17 protein-coding genes are annotated in these 17,338 nt (G+C 53.3%); all 17 read left to right on the top strand.

Annotation, left to right across the window (positions count from 1 at the left end; translation table 11 throughout):
• The first annotated feature begins 2 nt into the window (after positions 1 to 2).
• The 17 genes from WMW72_RS20075 to WMW72_RS19995 all read left to right on the top strand — a co-directional run bounded on the left by WMW72_RS20075 (position 3) and on the right by WMW72_RS19995 (position 17,315).
• Positions 3 to 335, top strand: coding sequence for a hypothetical protein (locus tag WMW72_RS20075; protein WP_341417330.1), 333 nt, complete (start codon positions 3 to 5; stop codon positions 333 to 335).
• A 28-nt stretch (positions 336 to 363) separates the two neighbouring features.
• A complete protein-coding gene (locus tag WMW72_RS20070) occupies positions 364 to 999 on the top strand; it encodes a DUF6115 domain-containing protein (RefSeq protein WP_341417329.1) in 636 nt (211 codons plus the stop codon).
• Complete coding sequence (locus WMW72_RS20065; protein WP_341417328.1) at positions 989 to 1,501, top strand: hypothetical protein; 513 nt, start codon at positions 989 to 991, stop codon at positions 1,499 to 1,501. The genes WMW72_RS20070 and WMW72_RS20065 overlap by 11 nt, the downstream gene beginning before the upstream one ends.
• A gap of 237 nt (positions 1,502 to 1,738) precedes the next feature.
• Entirely contained in the window at positions 1,739 to 2,437 is a 699-nt protein-coding gene (rpsB, locus tag WMW72_RS20060) for a 30S ribosomal protein S2 (RefSeq protein ID WP_159884346.1), read from the top strand.
• Positions 2,438 to 2,548: 111 nt separating this feature from the next.
• Positions 2,549 to 3,199: a translation elongation factor Ts gene (gene tsf / locus WMW72_RS20055; protein WP_341417327.1), complete on the top strand. Its 651-nt coding sequence runs from the start codon at positions 2,549 to 2,551 to the stop codon at positions 3,197 to 3,199.
• 92 nt (positions 3,200 to 3,291) lie between these two features.
• Positions 3,292 to 4,017, top strand: a complete 726-nt coding sequence (pyrH, locus tag WMW72_RS20050; RefSeq protein ID WP_341417326.1) for a UMP kinase — start codon at positions 3,292 to 3,294, stop codon at positions 4,015 to 4,017.
• 3 nt (positions 4,018 to 4,020) lie between these two features.
• Complete coding sequence (gene frr / locus WMW72_RS20045) at positions 4,021 to 4,578, top strand: ribosome recycling factor (RefSeq protein ID WP_341417325.1); 558 nt, start codon at positions 4,021 to 4,023, stop codon at positions 4,576 to 4,578.
• A 66-nt stretch (positions 4,579 to 4,644) separates the two neighbouring features.
• A complete protein-coding gene (locus tag WMW72_RS20040) occupies positions 4,645 to 5,412 on the top strand; it encodes an isoprenyl transferase (protein WP_341417324.1) in 768 nt (255 codons plus the stop codon).
• Between the two features lie 21 nt (positions 5,413 to 5,433).
• On the top strand, positions 5,434 to 6,222 hold the full coding sequence (locus tag WMW72_RS20035; protein WP_341417323.1) for a phosphatidate cytidylyltransferase: 789 nt from the start codon (positions 5,434 to 5,436) through the stop codon (positions 6,220 to 6,222).
• 162 nt (positions 6,223 to 6,384) lie between these two features.
• Positions 6,385 to 7,545, top strand: a complete 1,161-nt coding sequence (locus tag WMW72_RS20030) for a 1-deoxy-D-xylulose-5-phosphate reductoisomerase (protein WP_341417322.1) — start codon at positions 6,385 to 6,387, stop codon at positions 7,543 to 7,545.
• Positions 7,546 to 7,697: 152 nt separating this feature from the next.
• Positions 7,698 to 8,963, top strand: coding sequence for an RIP metalloprotease RseP (gene rseP / locus WMW72_RS20025; RefSeq protein ID WP_341417320.1), 1,266 nt, complete (start codon positions 7,698 to 7,700; stop codon positions 8,961 to 8,963).
• Positions 8,964 to 9,004: 41 nt separating this feature from the next.
• Positions 9,005 to 10,462: a proline--tRNA ligase gene (gene proS, locus WMW72_RS20020; RefSeq protein WP_341417319.1), complete on the top strand. Its 1,458-nt coding sequence runs from the start codon at positions 9,005 to 9,007 to the stop codon at positions 10,460 to 10,462.
• A gap of 84 nt (positions 10,463 to 10,546) precedes the next feature.
• Positions 10,547 to 14,872: a PolC-type DNA polymerase III gene (locus tag WMW72_RS20015; protein ID WP_341417318.1), complete on the top strand. Its 4,326-nt coding sequence runs from the start codon at positions 10,547 to 10,549 to the stop codon at positions 14,870 to 14,872.
• Between the two features lie 182 nt (positions 14,873 to 15,054).
• Positions 15,055 to 15,513, top strand: coding sequence for a ribosome maturation factor RimP (gene rimP / locus WMW72_RS20010; protein ID WP_341417317.1), 459 nt, complete (start codon positions 15,055 to 15,057; stop codon positions 15,511 to 15,513).
• Positions 15,514 to 15,567: 54 nt separating this feature from the next.
• A complete protein-coding gene (gene nusA, locus WMW72_RS20005; RefSeq protein WP_341417316.1) occupies positions 15,568 to 16,665 on the top strand; it encodes a transcription termination factor NusA in 1,098 nt (365 codons plus the stop codon).
• A gap of 46 nt (positions 16,666 to 16,711) precedes the next feature.
• A complete protein-coding gene (gene rnpM / locus WMW72_RS20000; protein WP_341417315.1) occupies positions 16,712 to 17,029 on the top strand; it encodes an RNase P modulator RnpM in 318 nt (105 codons plus the stop codon).
• Positions 17,016 to 17,315 carry a YlxQ family RNA-binding protein gene (locus WMW72_RS19995; RefSeq protein ID WP_341417314.1) on the top strand — a complete coding sequence of 100 codons (300 nt, stop codon included), beginning with the start codon at positions 17,016 to 17,018 and terminating at the stop codon, positions 17,313 to 17,315. Before rnpM ends, WMW72_RS19995 begins: the two co-directional genes overlap by 14 nt.
• The last annotated feature ends 23 nt before the right edge of the window (positions 17,316 to 17,338 follow it).

Here is a 17,338-nt window from a genome sequence, read left to right as displayed (position 1 = left end):
GGATGAGTATGAAAGCCGTCGAAATGCAGTTCGCCCTCCATAAGAATGATGAGGCCGGGCTGAAGCAGCAGCAGATGATGCACAAGCCGGTGCATGATCAGGCTGCCCTGTCTCAGGAGTCGGAGAAGCAGCTGCTTGAGCAGCGGCGAATCAGCACGAAGGCCGAAGAATCGAACCGGACCGCTGCGGATCGGGAGGGTGGACGGGAAGGCCGGCCGCGCAAACGTCGTTCCGCTGGGCCAGCGGAACGCGTGCAGAATGCTCAGGAGCGTGCAGACTCGGCTCCCCATGACGGACATCCTTTCAAGGGACATCATATCGATATATCGCTTTGACATCTTGTTGTGAAATTAGGTGATAGCTTTGAATCAACCCTGGGTTTACATCGTGCTGTTCGGTTTGCTCCTGATCGTCTATGCCAAGCTGCTGCCTCGTACGCCGGTTAACTCCAAAGAAAGCTCAGGCATGAAGGAAGTCGAGAGCGCTATGGACCATTTCGCCGTAGAGCTGGAGGAGCAGAACAAGGCCATCGTTCAGTTATTTACAGATACCAAGAAGGACTATGACACGCATGCCGCCAAGCTGGCCGTCCGTGTCGAGACGCTGGAGAAGCATAACCAGCAGCTGCAGTCGGAGCTCAGCCGTGTCGGATTCGTAACCGAGCAGATTCAGAAGCAGCAGACCGCTACAGCGCCTGAGGCTGTCCTGGGAACGCAATTAGAGGCCAATCCGAGTAATTATGCCACAGCTGTCCGTGCATCGGATTCGAGTGCTGCAGAAGCTCCCGTACCCTCTCAAACGGAAGCGGATAGGGCTGCCGTTCAGGTAGAAGTCAGTGAGAAGCCGATGAATATCAGGCAGCGGTATGCCGAAGTCTTCCAGTTATACGCCCAAGGCAAATCCATAGACGTGATTGCCAAGAAGCTCGATATAAACAAAGGCGAAATCGCCCTGATCCTGCAGCTCGGCAAACAGGAGGAGAGTGCGAATGTCGAATAAAAAATCGCTCTTCTACGGGCTCGGCAGCGGATTGATTGCCGGGGCCATTCTGCTGCAGTTGATGAACGCCGCACCGAGTGCAAGCTCTCTGACCCAAGAAGGAATGGACAAGCCGGCTCCGGCAGTCGCTGCGGAGTCATGGTCTCGCGAACAGCTCAAGGAGGCTGCCGCGGTTCATTACCAGGTCTACGAAAAGGATGCCAAGGTATATCTTCAGCCTCAGGTCGACGAGCTGATCCGTCAGCGGCTTGCCGAGGAGAAGGACAAGCAGCAGGCTCCTGAGCCTCCCAAAGACGTCTATATTTACGTGCAGAGCGGTCTTGTGCTGTGGCAGGTATCGGACATGCTGGTACAGAGCGGTCTGATCACTGATAAGAAAGCGTTCGAGGATGAGATGCGCAAGCGCCGTCTGACCGGCAGTATCATCACGGGCGTGCATGAGTTCAAAGGAGCACAGACCTTGGATCAGATCATTACGAATCTAACAACCAAGCAGGGCTAGGGGCCGGTTTTGTTGAGTTATGACGAAACAGCTCGCTAGTTGCAACCTTATGAGACTTATGATATAGTAAACCTTGGTGTAAAAATCCACACGCCGATGAATTCCGGTGAGGGTGCTTCCGCGTTGCGGCTGCTGCGCTGTCAGTGTACAGTTCTTGCAATAATCTGGAAGTTTCACCGTGAAGATGATATCGCGCGGAGGTACCAAAAACAACTATATTTGAGGAGGTGCGTGAGGATGGCAGTAATCTCCATGAAACAGCTGCTCGAGGCTGGTGTACATTTCGGTCACCAAACCCGTCGCTGGAACCCTAAAATGGATCGTTACATCTTCACCGAAAGAAACGGAATTTATATTATCGACCTGCAAAAAACGGTTAAAAAGGTTGAGGAAGCTTATAACTTCGTTAGATCAGTAGCCGAAGAGAACGGAACTATTCTGTTCGTAGGTACGAAAAAACAAGCTCAAGACTCCGTGAAGGAAGAAGCAGAGCGCAGTGGTCAATTCTACATCAACCAACGCTGGTTGGGTGGTACGCTGACGAACTTCTCCACGATCCAACAACGGATCAATCGTCTGCACGAGCTGGACAAATGGGAAGTGGACGGCACGTTCGACGTTCTTCCTAAGAAAGAAGTTATTATCCTTCGCAAAGAAAAAGATCGCCTCGAGAAGTTCCTGGGCGGTATCAAGCATATGAAGGGTCTGCCGAGCGCATTGTTCGTTATCGATCCTCGTAAAGAGCGCATTGCCGTGGCTGAAGCCCGCAAGCTCGGTATCCCAATCGTGGGTATCGTTGACACGAACTGCGATCCGGACGAAATCGACTACGTTATTCCTGGTAATGACGATGCGATCCGTGCCGTTAAGCTGCTGACTGCCAAAATGGCTGACGCTGTGATCGAAGCTCACCAAGGCGAGCAAACGACAGCTTAATACACATAACGTACGAATACGAAAAAGGGTGGTTCAAAGGTGCAAAATCCTTTCACCGCCCTTTTTTTAAGGTGTACATTTAAATCAGGAAACTATTAAGGAGGCCCTATCATGGCAGTAAATGCATCAGCAGTAAAAGAATTGCGTGAAAAAACAGGAGCAGGTATGCTCGATTGTAAAAAAGCGCTTGAAGAAGCCAATGGCGATCTGACGAAAGCATCCGAGCTTTTGCGCGAAAAAGGTTTGGCCGCTGCGGCTAAAAAATCCGACCGCCTAGCTACGGAAGGCATGATCGAGTCCTACATCCATGCAGGTGGTAAAATCGGCGTTTTGGTCGAAGTAAACAGCGAAACAGACTTCGTTGCGAAAAACGAGCAGTTCAGAACGTTCGTACGTGATGTTGCTCTCCACATCGCAGCTTCCAATCCTAAGTTCCTTCGCCGTGACGAAGTTCCTCAAGACGCGCTTGACAAAGAGCGTGAGATCTTGACGAACCAAGCTCTTAACGAAGGCAAGCCTGAGAAAATCGTTGAAAAAATCGTAGAAGGCCGCCTGGCTAAATACTACGAAGAATACTGCTTGCTGGAGCAACCGTTCATCAAAGATCCGGACAAAACGGTTGAGCAAGTGTTGAAAGAAAAAATCGCCACGATCGGCGAAAACCTCTCGATCCGCCGTTTCGTTCGCTACGAGCTCGGTGAAGGCCTGGAGAAAAAGCAAGAAAACTTCGCAGAAGAAGTTATGAGCCAAGTGAATCTGTAAGTCTTATAGCAACAATCATGCAGGGGACACCGACGTGTTCCCTGTTTGTTAAGTACGGGAAATGTGCTTGAACGAAAGGGAGGTATGTGGCTTTGGAACGTCCGAGTTTTAAAAGAGTCGTATTGAAATTAAGCGGTGAGGCCTTGGCAGGACAGCAAGGTTATGGGATTGATTCGGAGATGATCAGCTCCATTGCGCAGCAGGTGAAAGAAGTGATCGATCTTCAAGTTGAGGTTGCAATCGTCGTTGGCGGCGGCAACATCTGGAGAGGGATCGCCGGCAGCGCAAAAGGCATAGACCGGGCGACAGCTGATTATATGGGTATGCTTGCTACCGTGATGAATTCCCTTGCCCTCCAAGACGCACTGGAGACGATCGGCGTTCCGACACGCGTACAATCCTCCATTAACATGCAGCAGGTGGCTGAGCCTTATATCCGCCGCAGGGCGATTCGGCATCTGGAGAAGGGCCGCGTTGTGATCTTCGCAGCGGGAACAGGTAACCCGTTCTTCTCCACCGACACGACGGCCGCGCTCCGTGCAGCAGAGATCGAGGCGGAAGTCATCCTGATGGCGAAAAATAAAGTGGACGGCGTTTATTCCGCCGACCCATTCAAAGATCCGACTGCGAAGAAGTTCGAGACGCTTACATACCTCGAGGTGCTGAACAAGGACCTTGGCGTTATGGATTCCACCGCTTCTTCCTTGTGCAAGGATAATAATATCCCGCTGATCGTCTTTTCGATTACGGAAAGCGGCAATATCAAGCGCGTCGTGCTTGGCGAGAAGATTGGCACGATTGTAAAAGGGAGTGTATAGCCAATGCCTCAATCGATTAAAAAAAATGCCGAAGAGCGTATGGACAAAGCGATCTCTTCGTTGAAAAAGGAACTGTTGTCGCTGCGTGCAGGTCGTGCCACTCCGGCACTGCTCGACCGCGTCCAGGTTGAATACTATGGAGCGATGACGCCCGTGAACCAACTGGCGAACATCAATACGCCGGATTCCCGTACGCTGATGATTCAGCCGTGGGATAAAAGCTCGATGTCGGCCATCGAAAAGGCGATCCTGAAATCCGATCTGGGCTTGAACCCGTCCAATGACGGAAGCAGCATCCGGATCATCATCCCGGCCCTGACGGAAGAGCGCCGCGCTGAGCTGGTCAAGATGACCCGCAGATCCGGCGAGGATGCAAAGGTAGCAATCCGCAACGTCCGCCGCGATGCGAACGACGATATCAAAAAACTGGAGAAATCCGCCGGCTTGTCCGAGGACGAATCGCGCGGTCACCAGGAAGACATCCAGAAATTCACCGATAAATTTATCGCCGAGGTCGACAAGACGCTGCAAGCAAAAGAAAAAGAAATCATGGAAGTGTAATGGGCAAAGACCCCCTTTTTTTAGGGGGCTTTTAGTCTTTTAGTCTTTCCTGATGGAGGATTGGCAATGAAACCATTTGTAAAGTGGTTCGGCGGTAAGACGGAAACGACGGAAGCGGCTCAAGGGCTGGATTCCGACAACATTCCGAGCCATGTGGCCGTTATTATGGACGGCAACGGCCGATGGGCCCAAAAACGCGGACTTCCGCGTATTGCAGGACATCATTCCGGCATGAAAAACGTGAAAAAAATAACGATGGCGGCAAACGACATTGGGGTTCGGGTTCTTACGATGTATGCCTTCTCTACAGAGAACTGGAAGAGGCCCAAGGAAGAAGTCGATTACCTGATGAAGCTGCCGCTAGAGTTTTTCCCTAAAGAGATCGAAGAGCTGATCGCCAACAATGTGCAGATCCGGATGACAGGCTGGCCGCAGGATCTTCCTGATTACACGCTCAAGTCGATACAGGATGCCATTGACCAAACGAAGCATAATGATGGACTTATTCTTAATTTTGCACTCAATTACGGCAGCCGGAAAGAGATGCTGTCGGGCGTACAGCAGCTGGTTCGGGACGCGCAGGCAGGCAAGGTGAAGCCTGAAGAAATCGATGAAGCGATGTTCTCGCGTTATCTGCTGACCGATCCGCTACCCGATCCGGATTTACTGATCCGTACCAGCGGAGAGCTGCGGATCAGCAACTTTATGCTGTGGCAGCTGGCTTACTCGGAGCTTTGGTTTACAGACTTATGCTGGCCGGAGTTCACTGAGCGGCACTTTTATGAGGCCATACAAGAATACCAGCGGCGTGCCCGCAGATACGGCGGCTTATAAGCGGCAATTGGAGGAATAGTTTTGAAACAGCGGATCGTTACTGGAATCGTGGCAGGGCTCGCATTTTTTATTCTGCTGTATTTGGGCGGCTACTGGTTTACCGGTCTGATTGTCGCGCTCGCCGTCATCGGCTATGATGAATTTTTAAGAATGAACGGACTGAAAAGCAACCGGATGGTCGAGGGAATCGGTTACATCGGGCTTTTGCTTCTGACGATTCCCTGGCAGCTCGGAGCCTTGGACAATGGGCAGCTCCTCTGGCTGCTGATGTTTTTGTTCCTGGCGGCAACGGTCCTGACCAAGAACAAAACGACCATTGACCAGGTAGCCATGGCATTTCTTGGCATGGTCTACGTGGGTCTCGGTTTCCATTATATGATCGTAACCCGGGCCATAGCCGAGCATGGTCTTTTCTGGACGCTGCTCGTGTTTTTGTGTATCTGGACGACGGACTCCGGCGCTTATTTTACCGGTTCCAAATTCGGAAAAACGCCATTGTGGCCTACGATCAGCCCTAAGAAGTCGGTCGAGGGGGCTCTCGGCGGGGTTGTTCTGTCCATTGTGGTGGCGCTTGCTTTCGCATGGGTTCAGCCGGAACTACTCAGCTTCGGCCAGGCGATCTGGCTGGGCCTGCTGATCGCCATAGTCGGCCAGATGGGGGATCTGATCCAATCGGCTTATAAGCGGGTCAAGGGCATTAAGGATTCGGGCACGCTGTTGCCAGGACATGGTGGGGTGCTTGACAGGACGGACAGCTGGCTCATCGTCTTTCCGTTCCTGCAGCTGTTGTCGCTGATTCCCCATGCCTAATTAGACATTATTTATGGCGCTGCTATGCCGCGCCGCCAGCAGAAGATAAAATGTCGAGGAAGACTCTCAAATCGGCGTTGCCGATTTCGAGGCTTCCCTAACAAGGTCCTGCCATTGGCCCGGACCCTGTTGTTTCAGGATAGTACGGGAGGTATAACACGAGTGAAAAAGATCAGTATTCTCGGCTCCACAGGCTCCATCGGCACCCAGACACTGGATGTCATTTCGCATTATCCGGATCTCTATCAGGTAGTAGGTTTGGCCGGAGGCCACAATCTCGATTTGATCCGCGAGCAAATGAACCGGTTCCGTCCTGCCATGGTGTCGGTTGCCACCCGTGAGCTGGCGGAGCAGCTGCGTACCGAGGCTCCTGCAGGTACCCATGTGTATTATGGTCCAGAGGGACTGATGGAGATAGCGGCTGGCAATGATGCCGAACTCGTCGTCACGGCGATTGTGGGGAGCCAGGGGCTGGAGCCGACGCTTGCTGCTATTGAAGCGGGCAAGCATATCGGACTCGCCAACAAGGAAACGCTGGTCAGCGCCGGGCATCTGGTGACAGAAGCAGCGGCGCGGCGCAGGGTCACCCTGCGGCCTGTGGATAGCGAGCATTCCGCTATTTTCCAATGCCTGAACGGGGAAAACGCATCACGTATACATAAAATTACACTTACGGCCTCCGGGGGCTCTTTCCGGGATCGCACCCGGGAGGAACTCGTGGGCGTCACCGTACAGGATGCGCTCAAGCATCCGAACTGGTCGATGGGCGCGAAGATTACGATCGACTCGGCTACGATGGTGAATAAGGGCTTAGAGGTTATTGAGGCGCATTGGTTTTTCGGTCTGTCGTATGACCAGATCGAGGTACTCATTCATCCGGAAAGCATCATTCATTCTTTCGTTGAATTTGTGGACTTCAGCATCATTGCCCAACTTGGCTTGCCGGACATGCGGGTGCCGATTCAATACGCGCTTACCTATCCTGACCGGATGAGCGCGCCAGCCGAGCGGCTCCGTCTCTCTGAGATCGGGAAGCTGAATTTCAGCGAGATGAGCTTCGAGCGTTTCCCAGGACTTGCACTCGCCTATGAAAGCGGCCGGAAGGGCGGAACCATGCCGACGGTGTTCAATGCTTCCAATGAGGTCGCGGTCGCGCGGTTCCTGCAGGGTGCCGTTCCATTCCTGGCGATCGAAGAGATCATAGCTGGTGTGATGGCCAAGCACCATACGGTGGCCTCTCCCGATCTCGGCACCATTCTAGACAGTGACGCCTGGGCCAGGGCCGAGGCGGAGCGAATCGTAAAGGAGTCGTTCACAAAATAGCATGTTTGGGCTGCGGCGCTAATATGTTCATAGCATGGGGCTCGGCTTGTGTTCGGTTTATCATTAATGGTAATCTAAGAACACATGGAAAACGCCCTTCCCATGACTTGCATAGGATGAACATTCGTGTATTAAGGAGGCCGTGAGCTAGAGTGGATGTACTTCAAATCATCGTACTAAATGTGCTCTTGTTTTTTGTCCTTGTAACGGTTCATGAATGGGGACACTTTTATTTTGCCAAGCGCGCGGGTATTCTGACCCGCGAGTTCGCGATAGGCTTCGGCCCCAAGGTGCTGTCTTTCGTCAAGGGGGAAACCCGCTATACGCTTAGACTGCTGCCCATCGGGGGATTCGTACGGATGGCCGGGGAGGACCCGGAGATTGTGCAGATCAACCCGGGACAGCGTGTGGCCGTTGGTCTCAAGAATGATCAGGTTACGCATGTTTATCTGAATGATTTCGATAGCCGCCGGGGCGCGCTGGAAGGCGTCGTGGAGGAAATCGATCTGGAACGTAAGCTGTTTGTCTCCTTGGATGTCGATGGTGCCGTACAGAGGTATGCCGTTCATCCGCAGGCCATGATGGTAAGCAAGGATAAGGAAACGCAGATCGCGCCTTGGGACCGCCAGTTCGGGAGCAAGACCGTCGGTCAACGGGCGATGGCGATCTTTGCGGGACCACTGATGAACTTTATTCTCGCGTTCCTGTTGTTTGTGACGGTTGTCTTCGTTGCAGGAATGCCTCTGCCGGACCGGGTGCGCATCTCCGACGCCGTTCCCGGAGGGGCCGCTCAACAGGCGGGCCTGCAGAGCGGCGACGTGATCGTCGATGTCAACGGCGACAAAATCGCGGGGGACATGAAGAAGCTGACCACTCTGATTCAAGCCTCGCAAGGCAAGCCGATGAACTGGGTGATCGAGCGCGGCGGCCAGCAGGTGAGCAAGCAAGTCAAGCCTGTGCTTAGCGAGGACAAGGTATATCGGGTAGGCGTGTCACTAGGCCCGGATACCCGCCCGGCGTCGTTCGGCGAAGCGATTGGTGGCGGTGCGAAGAGCATGATGTCGGCTTCCACGATTATTCTCGACGGCTTCGGCAAGCTGGCGACGCTGCAAGTGAAGATGGACGATCTCGGTGGACCGATCCGGATTGTAGAATTTACCAGCGAGCAAGCAAGCGCCGGCTCGATTCAATACATCTACTGGATGGCGCTGATGAGTCTGTACCTCGGCTTGTTCAACCTGCTGCCGATCCCGGCACTGGATGGAAGCCGGCTCGTATTTCTGGCGCTCGAAGCAGTGCGCGGCAAGCCTGTCGATCCGAATCGGGAAAGCCTGGTTCATTTCGTCGGCTTTGCGATGCTGATGCTGCTGATGATCGCAGTGACGTACAACGATATTTTACGATTGATCAAAGGGTAGCGCTTCGCGCTGCCCGTTTACGTAGGGGGAGCATCCGGACCATGTCGAAGGATAAGCAGGAAAAACAATTTGTCAAAGAAATTACGCCACAGAGCGAAGACTTCTCGCGCTGGTATATCGATACGATCAAAAAAGCCGACCTGATGAGCTATTCGCCAGTGCGCGGGTGTATCGTATTCAAGCCGGACGGCTACGAAATTTGGGAGAATATCCAGCGGGAGCTGGACGGCCGTTTCAAGGAAACGGGTCATCGCAATGCCTACTTCCCTCTTTTCATCCCGGAAAGCTTCTTCCAGAAGGAAAAGGAGCATGTCGAGGGCTTTAACCCCGAGCTGCCGTGGGTCACGGAAGCCGGCGGCGAGAAGCTGGAAGAGCGTCTGGCGATCCGTCCTACCTCGGAGACGATGGTGGGCCATATGTACGCCGAGTGGATCAACTCGTACCGCGATCTGCCACTCCTGATCAATCAATGGGCCAACGTGGTCCGTTGGGAGAAAAAGACCCAGCCGTTCCTCCGTACTAGTGAGTTCCTGTGGCAGGAAGGCCATACGGCTCATGAGGATGAAGAGGATGCACGCAAGGAAACGATGCAAATGCTGGAAATTTATCGTGACTTCGCAGAGAATTTCCTCGCAATCCCTGTCATCATGGGACAGAAAACGCCATCCGAGAAGTTTGCCGGCGCTGTAGATACGTATTCGATCGAAGCGATGATGAAGGACGGCAAGGCGGTACAGGCGGGTACCTCGCATTACCTGGGAACGAATTTCGCCGTAGCTTTCGATATCAAGTATCTCGACCGCGAGAATCAGCATACGTTTTGCCATACGACTTCCTGGGGCGTAAGCACGCGGCTGATCGGCGCTTTGATCATGGTTCACGGCGATGACAGAGGGCTTGCACTGCCTCCTAAGGTAGCTCCGACACAGGTCGTGATGATTCCGATCGGACCTCCGAAGACGAGAGATGCCGTCATTGCCTGCGTAGACGGCTTGTACGCCGAGCTGAAGAAGGCTGGAGTACGGGTGAAGGTGGATGATCGTCAGGATCAAAGCCCGGGCTGGAAATTCAACGAATACGAGATGCGCGGCGTACCTGTACGTGTCGAGCTAGGACCTCGTGACATGGAGAACGGACAGGTTGTGCTGGTGTCCCGGATCACGGGCGAAAAGCGTATCGTCGCACAAAGCCAGATTGTGGAAGAAGTCCAAAAGCTGTTGACGGAAACCCAGCAGGAAATGTATGATCGAGCGAAGAAGTTCCGTGATGAGGCGATGACGAGTGCGGATACGCTGGATGAGCTGAAGGGCTTCCTGGCGCAAAAGCGCGGCTTCTCGCTCTCTGGCTGGTGCGGATCTGCGGCCTGCGAAGCAACGGTAAAGGAAGAGACCGGAGCGACAAGCCGGAACATTCCATTCCATCCGGAAGTGCAAAAGTCTACATGTCTGGTCTGCGGAGAACCGGCTAAGCATACGGTCGTATTCGGACGGGCGTATTAAGTTGAAGCGGATGTAAATAAGGAGGCAAACGGAATAGCAATTGGATTCCATTTGCCTCCTGCTTGTTTGAGGGGGAGGAACAAGATGAGCGGGAGCAGTACAGCGTTGAAGCGGGACAGGTTCGAGATGCTGATGCAGCAGGCAAGCGTCCCGTCGGAAGTAGTCCGAACCTTTTTTGCCGACGGCTACATTGATAAGGTGGAGACGAGCCGCAAGAACAAGGAATGGGTTTTTTATATCGTCAAAACACAGGTCGTGCCGAGCGATATTTACCGGACCTTCTGCAAGATGATCCGCGACAAGTTCGCGCATATCGCGACGATCCGTTTCGTGCTTCAGTATACACCGGATGTCGATTCCGAGAGCGTTGCTCATGAATATTGGAGCATGTTTCTCGAATGGGTCCAGCGCGAGGCGGCCTCCATCAACGGCTGGATGACCAAGGCCAAGATCGAGGTCAAGGGCAATGTGTTGACCTTATGCCTGCTCGACTCGATCGGGTTCGAACTGGCGAAGAAGAAGAACATCGGCGATTGGATTCGGCAATACTTTTTGGGATTTTTCGGCGTGGAGTTCCATGTGAAATACACGGTCAGCGAGTCCCGCGAGGAAGAGCTGGAGAAATTCACAAGAATTATCGAGCAGGAACAGAAGGAAGTGACGAGCCAGATCATCTCGGCGGTGGAGGCGGAAGAGGCTGCGATGGCAGCGCTCGCCGAAGTGCCGGAGGGTGAGATCAGGCTGATGGTCGGCTACGACATCAAGGAACCGGCCGTTTCGATCCAGAAGGTACAGGACGAGGAGAAGAAGATCACGGTGCAGGGCACGGTGTTCGGACTGGATATGAAGGAGCTGCGCAACGGGAGTACGCTGTTTACCTTCAACATCACGGATTTCTCCGACTCCATCATGGTGAAAAGCTTCGCCAAGACCAAGGAAGACGTCAAGATCTACAGTCTGATCAAAAACGGCTCGTGGCTGAAGCTGCGCGGGCGGGTGGAATACGACCGGTTCATGCAAATTCCAGAGCTGGTGATGATTCCTTCCGATGTGAACGAGATTATTGCGCCGCCGGACCGCAAGGACGATGCAGCGGAGAAGCGGGTGGAATTCCACCTGCACACAGCGATGAGTACGATGGACGGGATTACGCCGGTCGATCAGTACATCAAGATGGCTGCCAAGTGGGGCCATAAGGCGATCGCTATAACGGATCACGGGGGTGTGCAGAGCTACCCGGAAGCTCACAAGGCCGGCAAGAAGAACGGCATCAAGATCATTTACGGCGTGGAAGCGAATATCGTCGATGACTCGGTTCAAGTGGCCATGAATGCTGTGGATATGGCGCTTGCTGATGCCGAATACGTGATCTTCGACGTAGAGACGACAGGACTCTCGGTAACAAACAACAAGATCATCGAGCTAGCTGGCGTCAAGATGAAGGAAGGCAAGGAGATCGACCGGTTCGCTACTTTCATCGATCCGCATGAGCGCATTCCTTACAATATCCAGCAGTTGACGAATATTACGGATGACATGGTGCGCGGAGCGCCTGATATTTCGGAGAAGCTGCCTGAATTTCTAGATTTCGTAGGGGATGCTGTTCTCGTTGCGCATAATGCGCGCTTTGATATGGGGTTCCTCAATACGAACTGCAGACGGCTCGGCTTGCCGGAAGCTGCCAATCCGGTCATTGATACGCTGGAGCTGGCCAGGCTACTCTATCCGACGATGAAAAACCACCGGTTGAACACGTTGTCCGATAAGTTCAAGGTCAGCCTCGATAATCATCACCGCGCGATCGATGACTCCATTGCGCTTGGATTTGTCTTGTTTCATATGCTGAAGGAAGCAGCCGAGCACGGCTATGTACAGTTGAGTCAGCTGAATTCCCAAGTCGGTAAAAACCTGAAGACTCAGCGTCCGTTCCATTGCTGCATTTATGCGCAGAATATGGTCGGCAAGAAAAACCTGTATACGTTGATTTCCTTGTCTCATACCGAATACTTTCATCGGGTTCCTTGTATTCCCAGAACGAAGCTAATGGAGCTGAGGGAAGGGCTGATCATTGCTTCCGGCTGCGAGAAGGGCGAACTGTTCGAGACCGTGCTGAATAAATCGCAGGACGAAGCCGAAGCGGTAGCGCAGTTTTACGATGTGCTGGAGATCCAGCCGACACTTGTGAATATGCATTTGGTTGATAAAGGTTTGGTCGGAAGTCCTGCTCAACTGGAGGATGCGGCTCGGAAAATCATGCAGATCGGCCGCAAGCTGGGCAAGCCTGTCATCGCTACCGGCAACGTGCATTATTTGCAGCCTCGTGAAAAAATTAATCGGGATATTACGATTCACGGGATTACGGGCTTCAGCCCGCTCAAGGATATCCGTAAGCCGGATGTGCATTTCCGTACGACCAAAGAAATGCTCGCTGAATTCCAGTTTCTCGGAGAAGAAGCCGCGCATGAGGTTGTGGTAACCAACACTGCGGCGTTAGCCGACAGATTCGAGGAACTAGAGCTATTCCCAGACAAGCTGTTCACTCCAATCATCGACGGAGCGGATGACGAGATTCGCGCTACCTGCTATCAGACGGCCAAGGACATCTACGGGGAGCCTATTCCCGAGGTTATCGTAGCCCGCCTGGAAAAGGAACTCGTACCGATTATCAAATACGGCTTCTCGGCGAACTATCTGATCTCCGAGCGTCTGGTCAAAAAGTCAAACCAGGACGGCTATCTCGTCGGTTCCCGGGGTTCGGTCGGTTCCTCTATCGTGGCTACGTTCCTCGGCATCTCTGAGGTTAACCCGCTTCCGCCGCATTACATCTGCAACTCATGCCGGCACAGCGAGTGGATTCTTGACGGCTCCATGCCTTCGGGCTTCGATCTGCCGGATAAGATGTGCCCGAACTGCGGCAGCAAGCTGAAGGGCGAGGGACAGGATATCCCGTTCGAAACCTTCCTTGGCTTCAAGGGCGACAAAGTTCCCGATATCGACTTGAACTTCTCGGGCGAGTATCAGCCGCATGCCCATAACTTCACCAAGGAAATGTTCGGGGAGAAGAATGTGTTCCGGGCCGGAACGATCGGTACAGTCGCGGAGAAAACCGCGTTCGGCTTTGTAAAGAAATTTGAGGAAGAGCAAGGCCAAAAATGGCGCGGCGCCGAGGTAAGCCGGCTCGCTCTGGGCTGTACCGGGGTTAAGCGCAGCACGGGCCAGCATCCCGGCGGTATCGTCGTCGTGCCCGATTACATCGATGTCAATGACATCACCCCAGTACAATTTCCTGCGGACGATACGAGTGCCGATTGGAAAACGACGCATTTCGATTATCACGCCTTCGACGCGAACCTGCTGAAGCTCGATATTCTGGGGCATGATGATCCGACGATGATGCGGATGCTGCAGGATCTGACCGGTGTCGATCCGACGACGATCCCGATGAATGACCCGAAGGTCATGAGCATGTTTAACTCGGTCGATGCGCTCGGCGTTCCCCCGGAGAAGATCCGGACGCCAGTCGCGACCTATGGCGTTCCCGAGATGGGAACGAAGTTCGTCCGTCAGATGCTGGAGGAAGCGAGACCGTCGAGCTTTGCCGACTTACTGCAGATCTCAGGGTTGTCTCACGGTACGGGTGTCTGGTTGGGCAATGCCCAGGAGCTGATCAAAAAAGGCATCTGCACCATTAAAACGGTAATCGGCTGCCGGGACGATATTATGCTGTACCTGATCTACAAGGCAGGGATGGATGCAGGTCTGGCGTTTAAGATTACAGAGAGTGTGCGGAAGGGGAAGGGTCTGACCGAGGAATGGAAGGATGATATGAAGAAGCATCAGGTGCCGCAATGGTATATCGACTCGTGCGAGAAGATCGAGTACATGTTCCCGAAGGCGCATGCTTCCGCTTATGTCATCTCGGCCGTGCGGACGGCATTCTTCAAGCTCTATCATCCGATTGCTTACTACGCGACGTATTTCTCCGTTCGCGCTACGGACTTTGAGCTGGACCTGCTGTGCCAGGGCTATGATGCTATCGTACGCAGACTGGTTGAGATTGAGGATAAAGGCTTCCAGGCGCTGCCGAAGGAAAAAAGTATGATCTCGATTTTGGAGATGGCGATCGAAATGACGGCGCGAGGCTTCTCCTTCAAGCCGATCGATCTGTACAAGTCGGACGCGACGAAGTTCATTATTGAAGGTGATTCGCTGATTCCGCCGTTCTCGGCGCTTGCGGGTATCGGAGAGAATGCAGCGAAGAACATTGCGGCTGCCCGGGATGCAGGTCCGTATTTATCTGTAGAGGATTTTCAGTCGCGGAGCAAGGCTTCGAAAACCGTCATCGAACTGCTCAGCGGGATGGGCTGCTTCCGGGGTCTTCCAGAGACGAACCAGCTCTCGCTATTTTGATTTGAGGCGCGGGGAGCCGCCCGTGGACCGCCTACTTCCAGTTGCAAGCAGGCTGTTATCTATGGTATAATCTGCTATGGTAACAATGGTATATCTCGAAACCGGAGAGTGGGGAAACCCACTCTTTACATTTTGTATGAGTGTTTTCAGCGACTCGTTACGATGGAACAGGAGGATAACGTTTGAGCAATCAGATCAAATCGACGGTGGAAGCGTTGGTGCGTCCGTTTCTGGACGAGAATCAATTCGAGCTGGTCGACATCGAATATGTAAAAGAAGGCGGCAATTGGTTCCTGCGGGTATACTGCGATAAGGAAGGCGGTATCGATATCGACGATTGCGGACGCATCAGCGAATATCTGAGCGCCAAACTGGATGACAACGATCCGATTCCGGACGCTTATTTTCTCGAGGTCTCGTCTCCTGGAGCCGAGCGTCCTCTTAGGAAGGCGCAGGATTACATCCGCGCGGTCGGCCAACATGTTTTCGTTACGACCTATGAGCCTATCGACGGCTTGAAGGAATTCGAAGGAAAGCTTGCTTCCTTCGACGAAGCCTTTGTTGAGGTGGAGGTCGGTAAGAAGACGCACCGGCTGCCTGTCGAGAAAGTGGCCAGCGCACGGCTTGCCATCGTATTCTAACACCGCTGCCCGTTTTCGGGCTTCGCATTTTATGAGAGGGGGAGCTCCAAGCAAATGAATACGGATTTTATCGAAGCGTTAAACGAAATCGAGCGCGAGAAGGGCATCGCCAAGGAACTGCTGATCGATGCGATCGAAGCGGCTTTGATCTCAGGCTACAAGCGTAATTTCAACACGGCGCAGAACGTACGTGTAGACATCAACCGGCATACCGGTTTGATTAAAGTATACGCGCGCAAGACTGTGGTGGATGATGTGCTTGATGCCCGGCTCGAGATTTCGCTCTTCGCTGCCAGAGAAATCAATCAGAACTACCAATTGAATGACATCGTGGAGATTGAGGTCACGCCTCGGGATTTCGGCCGTATCGCCGCGCAGACGGCGAAGCAGGTTGTGACCCAGCGCATCCGCGAAGCGGAGCGAGGCTTGATCTACAATGCTTACGTAGACAAAGAAGAGGACATTGTAAACGGGATCGTGCAGCGCCAGGATCAGCGCAATATTTATATCGATCTGGGTAAGATCGAAGCCGTCATGCCGCTGACCGAGCTCATGCCTACGGACAAGTTCAAGCAGGGCGACCGTGTTAAAGCGTATATTACCAAAGTCGAGAATACGACTAAGGGACCGCAGATCATTCTCTCGCGTACGCATCCGGGATTGTTGAAGCGGCTCTTTGAGCTTGAGGTACCTGAAATTTTCCAAGGCGTCGTCGAGATTCGTTCCGTTGCCAGGGAAGCGGGCTTCCGCTCGAAGATTGCGGTACATTCCCGCAACGCCGAGGTTGATCCGGTCGGCTCCTGCGTAGGTCCGAAGGGCATGCGAGTTCAGACGATTGTCGGCGAATTGAAGGGTGAGAAGATCGACATTGTCCGCTGGGTGGAGAATGTGGATGAATACGTCGCGAATGCGCTCAGTCCATCCAAGGTTATCGAGGTGCAGGTATTCGAAGCCGAGAAGATGGCACGTGTGATTGTACCGGACTATCAGCTTTCGCTGGCGATCGGTATTAAGGGTCAAAATGCACGGCTGGCTGCGAAGCTGACCGGCTGGAAGATCGACATCAAGAGCGAAACGCAAGCCGAGCAGGAATACGGCCGTCCGAAGACGTACACGGAAGAAATGCATCAGGATTCGGTCAGCATCGATTAATTCGGTACTTGCGGGTCCGACATAAGCCATACGGGGGGAATAGCCGATGAAGCCGAGAAAAACACCGCTGCGCAAGTGCGTCGCATGCCAGGAAATGATGCCGAAGCGGGAGCTGATCCGCGTTGTCAAAACCCCGACCGGTGAGCTGCTCATTGATCTGACAGGCAAGAAGGCTGGCCGCGGGGCTTACCTGTGCGGCAAGCAGTCCTGTTTCAAGCTTGCGAAGAAATCAAGGGCGCTTGACCGCGCGCTGAAGGCGCAGGTCAGTCCGGAAATTTACGACGCACTGGAGCAGGATTTTATCAAAGTCGAAGACGAGTTTATTGCCGGGAAACAATCGGCGGATGAGGATGACGATGAATAAGCGCTTTTTTTCTAATTTAGGCCTTGCGATGCGCGCCGGCAAGATCATTACCGGCGAAGAAGCAGTTATTGAGTCGGTCCGCAGCGGGGAAGCTAAGCTGGTGATTGTCGCGGAGGATGCTTCCGAGAACACGCTGAAGAAGATAAACGATAAGTGCAGTCATTACCAAGTTCCTATTCATCAGTACGGCAGCCGGGAGCAGCTCGGAGGCAGTATCGGAAAAGAAACGCGGGTCGTTATTGCCGTCGCCGATGAGGGATTTGCACGACTGCTGCTGAAGCCGTAAATAAAGCTCGGAGGTGGACTGTA

It is taken from the genome of Paenibacillus filicis (genome assembly GCF_038070315.1).
Taxonomy (GTDB): Bacteria; Bacillota; Bacilli; order Paenibacillales; family NBRC-103111; genus Paenibacillus_G; species Paenibacillus_G filicis.
This window is presented reverse-complemented; position numbering and strand designations above follow the sequence as displayed.

Coding starts and splice junctions, on each gene's coding strand:
- WMW72_RS20075 (WP_341417330.1), top strand. CDS start 3: ATGAGTATGAAAGCCGTCGAAATGCAGTTCGCCCTCCATAAGAATGAT.
- WMW72_RS20065 (WP_341417328.1), top strand. CDS start 989: ATGTCGAATAAAAAATCGCTCTTCTACGGGCTCGGCAGCGGATTGATT.
- rpsB (WP_159884346.1), top strand. CDS start 1,739: ATGGCAGTAATCTCCATGAAACAGCTGCTCGAGGCTGGTGTACATTTC.
- tsf (WP_341417327.1), top strand. CDS start 2,549: ATGGCAGTAAATGCATCAGCAGTAAAAGAATTGCGTGAAAAAACAGGA.
- frr (WP_341417325.1), top strand. CDS start 4,021: ATGCCTCAATCGATTAAAAAAAATGCCGAAGAGCGTATGGACAAAGCG.
- WMW72_RS20040 (WP_341417324.1), top strand. CDS start 4,645: ATGAAACCATTTGTAAAGTGGTTCGGCGGTAAGACGGAAACGACGGAA.
- proS (WP_341417319.1), top strand. CDS start 9,005: ATGTCGAAGGATAAGCAGGAAAAACAATTTGTCAAAGAAATTACGCCA.
- WMW72_RS20015 (WP_341417318.1), top strand. CDS start 10,547: ATGAGCGGGAGCAGTACAGCGTTGAAGCGGGACAGGTTCGAGATGCTG.
- nusA (WP_341417316.1), top strand. CDS start 15,568: ATGAATACGGATTTTATCGAAGCGTTAAACGAAATCGAGCGCGAGAAG.
- rnpM (WP_341417315.1), top strand. CDS start 16,712: ATGAAGCCGAGAAAAACACCGCTGCGCAAGTGCGTCGCATGCCAGGAA.
- WMW72_RS19995 (WP_341417314.1), top strand. CDS start 17,016: ATGACGATGAATAAGCGCTTTTTTTCTAATTTAGGCCTTGCGATGCGC.